9 protein-coding genes and 1 pseudogene are annotated in these 10,242 nt (G+C 75.2%); 6 read left to right on the top strand and 4 right to left on the bottom strand.

Annotated elements, in window-relative coordinates:
* Window positions 1-80 precede the first annotated feature (80 nt).
* Window positions 81-269: a DUF5703 family protein gene (locus ACWERV_RS35960; protein WP_031515032.1), complete on the bottom strand. Its 189-nt coding sequence runs from the start codon at window positions 267-269 to the stop codon at window positions 81-83.
* Between the two features lie 47 nt (window positions 270-316).
* On the opposite strand from ACWERV_RS35960, the gene ACWERV_RS35955 reads away from it, so the two are divergent.
* Window positions 317-925 (top strand): hypothetical protein, encoded by a 609-nt coding sequence (locus tag ACWERV_RS35955; RefSeq protein ID WP_452941034.1) that lies wholly within the window; start codon window positions 317-319, stop codon window positions 923-925.
* A gap of 94 nt (window positions 926-1,019) precedes the next feature.
* On the opposite strand, the gene ACWERV_RS35950 is transcribed toward ACWERV_RS35955, so the two are convergent.
* Window positions 1,020-3,323 (bottom strand): helix-hairpin-helix domain-containing protein, encoded by a 2,304-nt coding sequence (locus ACWERV_RS35950; protein ID WP_452941032.1) that lies wholly within the window; start codon window positions 3,321-3,323, stop codon window positions 1,020-1,022.
* Window positions 3,324-3,355: 32 nt separating this feature from the next.
* Complete coding sequence (locus ACWERV_RS35945; protein WP_398189089.1) at window positions 3,356-4,336, bottom strand: aldo/keto reductase; 981 nt, start codon at window positions 4,334-4,336, stop codon at window positions 3,356-3,358.
* 213 nt (window positions 4,337-4,549) lie between these two features.
* Here ACWERV_RS35945 and ACWERV_RS35940 point away from each other — a divergent pair, with 213 nt between their 5' ends.
* A complete protein-coding gene (locus ACWERV_RS35940) occupies window positions 4,550-5,599 on the top strand; it encodes an LLM class F420-dependent oxidoreductase (RefSeq protein ID WP_398189092.1) in 1,050 nt (349 codons plus the stop codon).
* 78 nt (window positions 5,600-5,677) lie between these two features.
* Here the strand turns inward: ACWERV_RS35940 and ACWERV_RS35935 are convergent, their stop codons facing one another.
* Complete coding sequence (locus ACWERV_RS35935; protein WP_398189146.1) at window positions 5,678-6,289, bottom strand: hypothetical protein; 612 nt, start codon at window positions 6,287-6,289, stop codon at window positions 5,678-5,680.
* A 223-nt stretch (window positions 6,290-6,512) separates the two neighbouring features.
* Between ACWERV_RS35935 and ACWERV_RS35930 the strand changes: the two genes are divergently transcribed.
* The 4 genes and pseudogenes from ACWERV_RS35930 to mshC all read left to right on the top strand — a co-directional run.
* Window positions 6,513-7,214, top strand: coding sequence for a histidine phosphatase family protein (locus ACWERV_RS35930; RefSeq protein WP_452941031.1), 702 nt, complete (start codon window positions 6,513-6,515; stop codon window positions 7,212-7,214).
* 206 nt (window positions 7,215-7,420) lie between these two features.
* Window positions 7,421-8,011 carry a DUF3090 domain-containing protein gene (locus tag ACWERV_RS35925; RefSeq protein WP_452941029.1) on the top strand — a complete coding sequence of 197 codons (591 nt, stop codon included), beginning with the start codon at window positions 7,421-7,423 and terminating at the stop codon, window positions 8,009-8,011.
* Window positions 7,975-8,826, top strand: coding sequence for an SCO1664 family protein (locus tag ACWERV_RS35920; protein WP_452941027.1), 852 nt, complete (start codon window positions 7,975-7,977; stop codon window positions 8,824-8,826). The genes ACWERV_RS35925 and ACWERV_RS35920 overlap by 37 nt, the downstream gene beginning before the upstream one ends.
* Before the next feature lie 127 nt (window positions 8,827-8,953).
* A pseudogene (mshC, locus tag ACWERV_RS35915) lies at window positions 8,954-10,165 on the top strand (cysteine--1-D-myo-inosityl 2-amino-2-deoxy-alpha-D-glucopyranoside ligase); the annotation flags it as partial.
* Window positions 10,166-10,242 lie beyond the last annotated feature (77 nt).

Genomic DNA, 10,242 nt, shown 5'->3' with positions numbered 1-10,242 from the left:
CTCCGCGGCCCGCGCCCAGGCGGCCGGACGCCGCGCGCGGGACGGGGGCCGTCAGTCGGCCCGGTCCGCCACCGCCGCGCTCACCAGGTGGCCCGCAGCTGGCGGATGATGCGCCGCCGCAGCCGTACCCGCCTGCTCCCGTCGGGGTAGAGACGCAGCCGGTCCAGCTCCCAGTGGCCGTACTCCGCCTCGTCCGTCAACAGGCGCGTCGCGTCCTTGCGGGAGACCCCCCGCGGGACGTACATCTCTCTGAATTCGTATTCCGGCATCGCATCTATTGTGCAAGCAACGCCCCGGTGCGGATAGCGTCTGCCCCATGTCTGATGACGTGCAGCCCACGGCGGCCGAGGTTCGTGCCGCAGTCGAGGCGGTCAAGGCCGCGCTCGACCGGCATCTCGACGCGGTCGAGAAGCGCAGCGGCGAGGACGACCCCGCCGTTCACGAGGCGTTCGAGGCGCTGGCCTCGGCGGCCGAGTCGTATGACGAGTTGCTGTACGAGGTCTACGACGAGGTCACGCCGCTCGAAGTCCCCACCGGCAACGCGATGGCCGACTACGACGGCCCCGAGGAGCCCGAGGCGATCAGCGTGCTGATCCGCCGGGACTACCAGATCGTGGCGCCCGACCGGCTCTTCTCGCAGGCCAGACATGCCAGTGAGGAAACCGACGGATCGGCCACGGCGTCGGTCAACGCCGCCCTCGGGGTGATCTTCGGAGAGTACGAGCCCGACGAGATCGCCCAGCGCCACAAGGACTTCGGCCTCGAAGAGGGCGACTCGGCGGTGTGGGTCTGCGCGGCGGAGCCGGCCGAGCCCGGCGAATGGCTGGAAGCGCCCTTCGACCAGGCCGACCCGCACATGGTCATCTGCCGCTTCGACATCAGCGCCTTCTACGACGACGAGCTGACGGCCCTCGACCCGGACTGATCCGGACTGACCCGGACAGCCCCGGACGCGGTCCGTCCCGGGCACGCCGAACGGCCCCGCCCCCTCCGCAGGGGGCGGGGCCGTCGGCGTACGGTCACAGGCCTGCCGTCAGCTCGGCCAGCACCGCCGGGAGACGGGTCGTGCGGGGGGCGGCGGGCGGGCCCGCGACGGCCTGGGCCAGCCGGCCCTCCGCGCCCTGGACCACCGAGAGGTGCCGTTCGCCGCGCCCGAAGGCCGTGTAGAGCCAGGAACGGGTCAGCAGCGGGCCCGCGTCGCCGGGAACCACGACCACGGCGGCGGGCCAGCGCGACGCGGCCGCCTGGTGGCCGGTGACGGCCCACCCGTGGCGTACGGCCGAGGCCACGTCCGCGCGCGGGACGACCACCGGGCCGCGCTCGCACTCCAGCCGCAGCCCGTCCGGCTCGGCGCCCGCCACCGTGCCCGGCTCGGCGCGGCCGGGCGCGGGCACGTACACGACCCGGTCGCCCGGGTCGAAGCCGCCGAAACGTCCGGGGCCTGGATTCAGCCGTTCCTTGAGCGCGGCGTTGAGGGCACGCGTGCCGACCGGGCCGCCGTGCCCCGGGGTGATCACCTGGACCTGCGCCCCGGACACGCCGAAGGCCCGCGGCACCGAGTCGGCGACCAGCTGGACCGTACGGTGCACGGCCTCGCGCGGATCGTGCACGGGCACCACCACGACCTCCTTGCCCGGCGCGTCGACCGTGGCCAGCTCGCCGATGCCCACGCACGAGACCAGCTCGCCGATCGGGCCCGGGTCGGGCGTGCGCGACACCACACGCGGGCAGGCACGGGAGGCCAGCAGATCGGCGAAGACCCGGCCCGGTCCGGCCGACCACAGGGCGTTCGGATCGCCGCTCAGCACCAGCCGCGCACCGTCGGGCAGCGACTCCACGAGCGTCGCGGCCTCCTCGACCGACAGCTGCGGGGCGTCCAGCACCGCGAGCAGATCCAGCGCGAGGCTGCCGTCGGCGGCGCGGCCCGGTCCCTCGGCGCCGGACAGCAGCCCGTCGAGCGTCACGGCCGCCTCCGGCCCCGTGTCCGCCGCGAGCCGGGCGCGGCCGCTGCCGGAGTACGCCGCCGCGTACGCCCGCAGGCCCGCGGCCCGTGCGGCGGCCACCAGCGCGGCGGGCTCGGCGCGCGCGGCCTCGCCGCCGCAGTGCGCGACCAGGCCGCTGCCCGCCGCGGCGCGGATCAGCTCGGCGGCGGAGGGCGTCGGGGCCTCGGACCCGGCCCAGGCCGCCCCGTCGTCCGCGAGGGAGCGCAGGAGGCGGAGGAAGCCCTCGCCGAGGGCCTCCTCGGCCATCGCGTAGCGGTCGAGGGCGAAGAGCACCTCGGGCTCCTCCGTGCCCTCGGCCTCCTCGCCTTCCTCCTCGTCCTCGCCGCCCTCGCGGAACTCCAGCAACTGGCCCTCGGCGACCGCCGCCGCGACTGCGGCCTGCGGCTCCGGCAGCCCGTACCGCCCGAGGGCGGCGAGCAGCTCGGCGGGGGCCAGCGCGGTGTGGCCGTGCAGCGCGGCCTCCTCCAGCGCCCGGGAGACCAGCGCGCGGGCCCGCCGCTCGTCGCCGGGCCCGCAGGCCTCGCCGAGCAGGCCGCGCGCGAAGCCGTCCGCCTGCTCGACCCGCACACCGCCGAGCCCGAGCAGCAGCCACGGATCGTCCCGCAGCTCCTGCGCCGCCCGCTCCCCGAGCACCCGCACGACCCCGCCCGCCAACTCGGCGGGCGCCCCGCCTTCCACCAGCACGGATGCGGTGGCCTCGACCGCCGCGGGGTCGAGCGCGACGGCCTGCGGCACCACCGGCCCGCGGCCCGCGGCGGCGGAGGCCGCGCGCGACCCGCTCTGACCGCCGGAAGCGCCCGTCCTGCCCTGCGCCGTGCGCGTGCCGCGCTCGTCCGCCGCCAGGGCCCTGCCAGGGCCCGCGGGCCCGGTGTCCTGCGCCACGCTCGCGTCCGGGCCCGTAGCCCCGGGCTCGTCCGCATCCGCCCGCGGCGTGGAGCCGGAGCCGTCGTCCGTGGAGCCGTCCGCCGCTGGCGCGGAAGCCCCGGTACCGTCCTCCGCATCCGCCCCCGGCGTGGAGCCGGAGCCGTCGTCCGCCGAGCCGTCCGTCCCCGGCGCGGAGCCCGCGCCCTCGTCCGCCGAGCCCGAGTCGTCCCCGGCCGTACCGTCCTCCGGGGCCGCCGCAGGTGCCGGCTCGCCCGTGGTCTCCGCCGCCTCCGCCGCCTGGAGGGCGGCCGCTTCCGCGGCCATCGCCTCACGGCGTCTGCGGCGGGCGGCGGCGGCGTCGCCGCGCGGGGCGGGGGCCGCGGCGTTCTCGCCGCGCTCGATGGAGCGGATCGCTGCCGCGAGGTCGGCGATGCCGGAGGGTTCGGCGGGGGGCATTGCGGCCTCCGTGGAGGGAGCGTGACGCGCGTTCAGAGCGTGCTCCAGTCGTGGTCCGGATAGCGGTGCAGCGGCGCCGACACGTCGTCGAGCGCCAGGTTGATCTCTTCCGGAAGGGTAAGCGCCTCCACTGACAGTGCCGCCGTGAGCTGCTGCGCGTTGCGCGCGCCGAGCAGCGGGGCGGCCACGCCGGGCCGGTCGCGTACCCATGCCAGGGCGACGTGCAGCGGCGAGACGGCCAGGCCGTCGGCCGCTATGGCCAGCGCGTCCACGATGAGCCGGGCGGTGTCGTCGAGGTAGGGGGCGACGAAGGCGGCGAGGTCCTCGTCGCCGCCGCGCGAGTCCTGCGGGACGCCCCCGCGGTACTTGCCGGTGAGGACGCCGCGGCCGAGCGGCGAGGAGGGCAGCAGCCCGACCCCGAGGTCCAGCGCGGCGGGCAGCACCTCGCGCTCGACGCCCCGCTGGAGCAGCGAGTACTCCATCTGCGTGCTGGCCAGCGGGGTGCGGCCGGGGCCCGCGAGCTGCCAGGCCGCGGCCTTGGCGAGCTGCCACCCGCAGAAGTTGGAGACCCCGACGTAGCGCGCCCGGCCGGAGCTGACGGCGATGTCGAGCGCCTGGAGCGTCTCCTCCATGGGCGTGCCGGGGTCGAAGGCGTGCACCTGCCACAGGTCGACGTAGTCCGTGCCGAGCCGTTGCAGTGAGGCGTCGAGGGCCGACAGGAGGTGGCCGCGCGAGGTGTCGAAGCGGCGGTAGGGGTCGGGCACGCTGCCCGCCTTGGTCGCGACGACCAGGTCCGAGCGCGGCACCAGGTCCTCCATGAGCCGCCCGAGCAGGTACTCGGCCCCGCCGTCGGCGTAGACGTCGGCGGTGTCGACGAGCGAACCCCCGGCGCTCCAGAAGGCCTTGAGCTGGTCGGCGGCGTCGCGTTCGCCGGTGGTGCGGCCCCAGGTGAGCGTGCCGAGCCCGAGCCGGGAGACGCGCAGACCCGTACGGCCGAGGTGCCTTTGCTCCATGGGCGCTGAGATTACTGCCCGCACCGCTCGAATGGGCGGCAGTGACGTACCTGACAGGTCCCGTGGCGGCGGTGCGCGCTACAGTCCGGTGGAGCACAGACGTTACCGACCAGTACGACCAGCGGTCCGCGCGTCGGTCCGCACGCCGGCCCGGACGGCGCGGTACCACCCGTACGAGTCGCCACAACACACCGACCAGCTCAAGGGAGAGCCATGAAGCTCGGGATCAACCTCGGCTACTGGGGTGCCGGCATGGACGCGGACAACCTCGCCGTCGCCCAGGAGGCCGACCGGCTCGGCTACTCCGTGTGCTGGGCCGCCGAGGCCTACGGCTCCGACGCGCCGACCGTGCTGTCCTGGGTGGCGGCGCAGACCGAGCGGATCGACGTCGGCTCGGCCATCTTCCAGATCCCGGCCCGCACCCCGGCGATGACGGCCATGACCGCCGCGACCCTGGACTCGCTGTCCGGCGGGCGCTTCCGGCTGGGCCTCGGGGTGTCGGGCCCGCAGGTCTCCGAGGGCTGGTACGGCGTCAAGTTCGACAAGCCGCTGTCCCGCACCCGCGAGTACGTCGAGATCGTCCGCAAGGCCATGGCGCGCGAGCGGCTGTCGTACGAGGGCGAGCACTGGACGCTGCCGCTGCCCGGCGGTCCGGGCAAGCCCATCAAGCTCACCGTGCACCCGCAGCGCGAGCACATCCCGCTCTACATCGCGGCGATCGGCCCGAAGAACCTGGAGCAGACCGGCGAGATCGCCGACGGCGCCCTGCTGATCTTCCCGTCCGCCGCGCACCTGGAGGACACCGCGCTGCGCCACATCCGGGCCGGCCGCGCCAAGGCGGGGCTGACGCTGGAGGGCTTCGACGTGTGCCCGACGCTGCCGCTCGCGGTCGGCGACGACGTCGCCGCGCTGGCCGACGTCTTCCGCCCGTACACCGCGCTGTATGTCGGCGGCATGGGCAGCCGCAAGCAGAACTTCTACAACCAGCTCGCCGTCCGCATGGGCTACGAGCGCGAGGCGGCCGAGATCCAGGACAAGTACCTGGCCGGTGACAAGGACGGCGCGGCGGCGGCCGTACCGCAGCAGCTCATCGACTCCACGTGCCTGCTCGGCCCGGTCGAGCGGATCGCCGACGGCATGCGGGCGTACGCCGAGGCGGGCGTCACGACGCTGACGCTGGCCCCCGCGGGCTTCACGCTGGAGGACAGGGTCGCCGGACTGCGGGCGGGCGTGACGGCCCTGGAGCGCGCCGGGCTGGCGTGACGGCGGGCCGTGCGGCGGCGGTCACGGCGGGCCGTCACGGCGCGGGCACCGGGCCCGGAAACGGCTGCGGCCGGCTGCTCAGCCGGGGACGAGCCTGCCGAGCAGCCGGCCGAAGTCGATCAGCCGGGCTATCTGCCCCGCGCCCCCGTCGTCCAGCGACTTGCTGAAGCGGAAGGCCTCGGGCCGGAACTTCGCCGAGGCCACCGGCAGCGCCGCGTCCGGGTCGGCCGCGACCGCGCTCAGCTCGTGCGGCATCGCGGTGGCCAGCACCAGATAGACCCCGCGGTCCACGCGCTGCCCGAGGCTGTCGCGGCCGACCAGGGTGCGCATCCCGACGTGCCCGATCGCCTCCAGCGGCAGCACCTGCACCGACGAGTCGAGCACCGTGCCGCCGGGCGCGGAGGCGTCGGCCAGTTCCTCGCTGTGCCACAGGATGAGGCGCCGCCCGTCGCACACCGCGGCCTCCTGCCACACCGAGGCCCCGGCCTCGGTCAGGTCCACCACCCGTTCCAGGGTGAAGCCGCGCACCCGGCGGCGGCCCAGCACTCCCGCGATGGCGTCCATGGCGACGTCCGCGTGCAGGAAGTAGACCCCGGCGGCGTCCTCCAGCCGACCGTACGGCGACCAGTCGGTGCCGGCCGTGTGGCTCCCGCCGGCAGCCGGGCGGCTCCTCGTCGCCTTGCTGAACATCTCCACCCGCTTCGCGATACCGGCTCCCGGGGCCCCCTCGACCCCTGCTGCACCTTACCGAGGGGGCGGGACACCCGGACCTATACCGGAGCGAGCGGATCCGGCGAATCCCGCGGGAGGCGCGCCGAAGCCCGCGGCCGTGGTGGGGGCTCGGGGGGATCATCCCCGCCACGGCCGTCGCCCAGCACAACGGACACCACCGGAAAGGGTTACGGTGGCGGACATGCCTACCGCGATCCTTGTCCGGCACGGCCGGTCCACCGCCAACACCCAGGGCGTGCTGGCCGGCTGGACCCCGGGCGTCGCCCTCGACGACACCGGGCGGGCCCAGGCCACCGCGCTCGCCGCCCGGCTCGCCGTGCTGCCGCTGGCCGCCGTGGTGTGCAGCCCGCTGCAGCGCTGCCAGGAGACGGTGCGTCCGCTGCTGGAGACCCGCACCGGGCTGCCGCTGCACACCGACGAGCGGATCGGCGAGTGCCACTACGGCGACTGGACCGGCCGCAAGCTCGCCGAGCTGGCCGACCAGCCGCTGTGGACGACCGTGCAGCGGCACCCGTCGGCCGCGGTCTTCCCCGGTCCCGGGGGCGAGTCGCTGCGCGCCATGCAGGCCCGCGCGGTCGAGGCCGTCCGCGACTGGAACGCGCGGATCGAGGAGGAGCACGGCCCGGACGCGCTGTACGTGGTGTGCTCGCACGGCGACATCATCAAGTCGCTCGCCGCCGACGCGCTCGGCATGCACCTCGACCTCTTCCAGCGGATCAGCACCGACCCGTGCTCGGTGACCGCCATCCGCTACACCCCGCACCGCCCCTTCCTGCTCCGCCTGGGCGACACCGGCGACCTGGGACCGCTGGCCCCGCCGCCCGCGCCGGCCGGCGGCAACTCCGCCGACGCGGTGGTCGGAGGCTCCACGGGCGCCTCGTGATCAGCTTCCGCAGTAGGGTGGTGGCGGACGCGTGTTCGCGGTGAGCACCACCGTGAACGGTGTCCGCGCCGGGCGCACCGGACGCACCGCACCCGCCGCGCACCGCCGTCGCCCCGCGACACAGCCCCACAGCAGCCCCACCGCAGTGCCGGCGCCAGCCGGCGTCACCGCCTGACAGCCCCACAGCCGAGCAAACGGAGCAGGACGTGCCCCGCCAGGTCTTCTTCTACGAGCACCCGGACCGTTTCGTGGCCGGTACGGTCGGCCAGCCGGGCCAGCGTACGTTCTTCCTCCAGGCCACGGCCAAGGGCAGGACCACCAGCGTGGCCCTGGAGAAGACCCAGGTGGCCGCGCTCGCCGAGCGGATCGACGAACTGCTGGACGAGGTCGTGCGGCGCAGCGGCGGCAACGCCCCGGTGCCCGCGGTCGCGCCGACCGAGCTGTCCGACTCCGCGCCGCTGGACGTGCCGGTCGAGGAGGAGTTCCGGGTCGGCACCATGGCCCTGGCCTGGGACGGCGCGCACGACCGCATGGTCATCGAGGCCCAGGCGCTGGTCGAACTGAGCGGCGAGGACGAGGAGGACCTGGAGGCGGCCGAGGAGCAGATGCTCCAGGACGAGGAGAACGGCCCGCCGCTGCTGCGGGTGCTGCTCACCGGCGCCCAGGCCCGCTCCTTCGCCAAACGCGCCCTGGACGTGGTGTCCGCGGGCCGCCCGCCCTGCCCGCTGTGCAGCCTGCCCCTGGATCCGGAAGGACACGTATGCCCGCGTCAGAACGGGTACCGGAGGTCGGCCTGAGCGCCGCCTCCGCGGCGCTGACTCTGCTGTCGGAGGGCGAGCTGACGGTACGCGGCCGGGTCCGCGACGCGTCCAACGCGGTGCTCTACTGCGAGGCAGCCCACGAGGGCGGCACGGTCGCGTGCGTCTACAAGCCCGTCGCGGGGGAGCGCCCGCTGTGGGACTTCCCCGACGGCACCCTGGCGCAGCGCGAGGTGGCCGCCTTCCTGGTGTCCGAGGCCACCGGCTGGGGCCTGGTGCCGCCCACGGTGCTGCGCGACGGCCCGTACGGCGAGGGCATGGTGCAGCTGTGGATCGACCCCGCGCAGAGCGGCGGTGAGGACGGCGACGGTGCCGGACCGGGGCTGCTGGCGCTGACCGAGGACGACGAGCCGGCGCCGGGCTGGAAGGCCGTGGTCGAGGCCGAGGTCGGCGAGGGCCGCACCGCGCTGCTGGTGCACGCCGACGACGACCGGCTGCGCCGCCTCGCGGTGCTGGACGCGGTGATCAACAACGCCGACCGCAAGGGCGGCCATCTGCTGCCCGCCCCGGACGGCCGGCTCTACGGCATCGACCACGGGGTGACCTTCCACACCGAGGACAAGCTGCGCACCCTGCTGTGGGGCTGGGCCGGCGAGCCGCTGCCCGCCGAGGCCCTGACGGCTCTGGACGGCCTTACGGCGGCGCTGGAGGGCGAGCTGGGCGTACGGCTCGCCCCGCTCATCACGGCGGCCGAGATCGACGCCCTGCGGGCCCGGGTGGCGCGGCTGCGGGAGACCGGCCGCCATCCGCTGCCGGGCGACGGCTGGCCCTCCATACCGTGGCCGCCGGTCTGACGAACGGGGTTCCGCGGCCGTGACCGGTGGGGCGAGCGGGCCGCGCGGTGGCCGAAACGGATGCCCGCGCAGGTAAACGTGCTGCTCCCGCTCGTTTCGCCCGCGGGCGGAAGGTTAATCTCATTTCATGCATGCCTGGCCCGCTTCCGACGTCCCTGCCCTTCCGGGCACTGGACGCGCACTCCGTCTCCACGACTCCGCGACCGGTGGCCTGGTGGCCGTCGAGCCCGGACCGGTCGCCCGCCTCTACGTCTGCGGCATCACGCCCTACGACGCCACCCACATGGGGCACGCGGCCACCTACAACGCGTTCGACCTCGTCCAGCGCGTGTGGCTCGACACGAAGCACCAGGTCCAGTACGTGCAGAACGTCACCGACGTCGACGATCCGCTGCTGGAGCGCGCCGACGCCACCGGCGACGACTGGACGGCGCTGGCCGAGCGCGAGACCGCGCTCTTCCGCGAGGACATGACCGCGCTGCGGATGCTGCCGCCGGCGCACTACATCGGCGCCGTCGAGGCCATTCCGCGCATCGTGCCGCTCATCGAGCGGCTGCGCGAGGCGGGCGCCGCCTACGAGCTCGACGGCGACACCTACTTCTCGGTCGACTGCGACCCGCACTTCGGCTCCGTCTCCGGCTTCGACGCCACCGTCATGCGGGCGCTGTCCGCCGAGCGCGGCGGCGACCCGGAGCGCCCCGGCAAGAAGAACCCGCTCGACCCCATGCTGTGGATGGCCGCCCGTCCGGGCGAGCCCAGCTGGGACGGCGCGTCGCTGGGCGCGGGACGCCCCGGCTGGCACATCGAGTGCGTCGCCATCGCCCTGGAGCACCTCGGCATGGGCTTCGACGTCCAGGGCGGCGGCTCCGACCTGGTCTTCCCGCACCACGAGATGGGCGCCTCGCACGCCCAGGTGCTCACCGGCGACTACCCCTACGCCAAGGCGTACGTGCACGCCGGGATGGTCGCGCTGCACGGCGAGAAGATGTCGAAGTCCAAGGGCAACCTGGTCTTCGTCTCCGCGCTGCGGCGCGCGGGCGTCGATCCCGCCGCCATCCGGCTGGCGCTGCTGGCCCACCACTACCGCTCCGACTGGGAGTGGACGGACGCCGTGCTGGAGCAGGCGCAGGAGCGGCTGGCCCGCTGGCGCGCCGCGGTCTCGCGGCCCGACGGGCCGCCCGCCGAGGCGCTGGTGGACGCGATCCGCACGGCGCTCGCCGACGACCTGGACGCGCCCGGCGCGCTGGCCGCGGTCGACGCGTGGGCCGCGCGGCAGCAGGCGGAGGGCGGCACCGACACCGGGGCGCCGGGTCTGGTCTCGCGCGCGGTGGACGCGCTGCGGGTCTGCGGCGTGATCGCCTCGACGTCCTGGGTGGTCATGCGCTCGCGGACGACACGCTCCATACGCGCGAGGCC

The sequence above is a fragment of the Streptomyces sp. NPDC004031 genome (genome assembly GCF_053604375.1).
Note: the sequence above shows the minus strand (reverse complement) of the source record. Positions and strands in the feature narration are given on the sequence as shown.

Bases quoted from the DNA above. Each gene is read 5' to 3' on its own strand.
- ACWERV_RS35960 (WP_031515032.1), bottom strand. From the start codon at position 269: ATGCCGGAATACGAATTCAGAGAGATGTACGTCCCGCGGGGGGTCTCC.
- ACWERV_RS35955 (WP_452941034.1), top strand. From the start codon at position 317: ATGTCTGATGACGTGCAGCCCACGGCGGCCGAGGTTCGTGCCGCAGTC.
- ACWERV_RS35950 (WP_452941032.1), bottom strand. From the start codon at position 3,323: ATGCCCCCCGCCGAACCCTCCGGCATCGCCGACCTCGCGGCAGCGATC.
- ACWERV_RS35945 (WP_398189089.1), bottom strand. From the start codon at position 4,336: ATGGAGCAAAGGCACCTCGGCCGTACGGGTCTGCGCGTCTCCCGGCTC.
- ACWERV_RS35940 (WP_398189092.1), top strand. From the start codon at position 4,550: ATGAAGCTCGGGATCAACCTCGGCTACTGGGGTGCCGGCATGGACGCG.
- ACWERV_RS35935 (WP_398189146.1), bottom strand. From the start codon at position 6,289: ATGTTCAGCAAGGCGACGAGGAGCCGCCCGGCTGCCGGCGGGAGCCAC.
- ACWERV_RS35930 (WP_452941031.1), top strand. From the start codon at position 6,513: ATGCCTACCGCGATCCTTGTCCGGCACGGCCGGTCCACCGCCAACACC.
- ACWERV_RS35920 (WP_452941027.1), top strand. From the start codon at position 7,975: ATGCCCGCGTCAGAACGGGTACCGGAGGTCGGCCTGAGCGCCGCCTCC.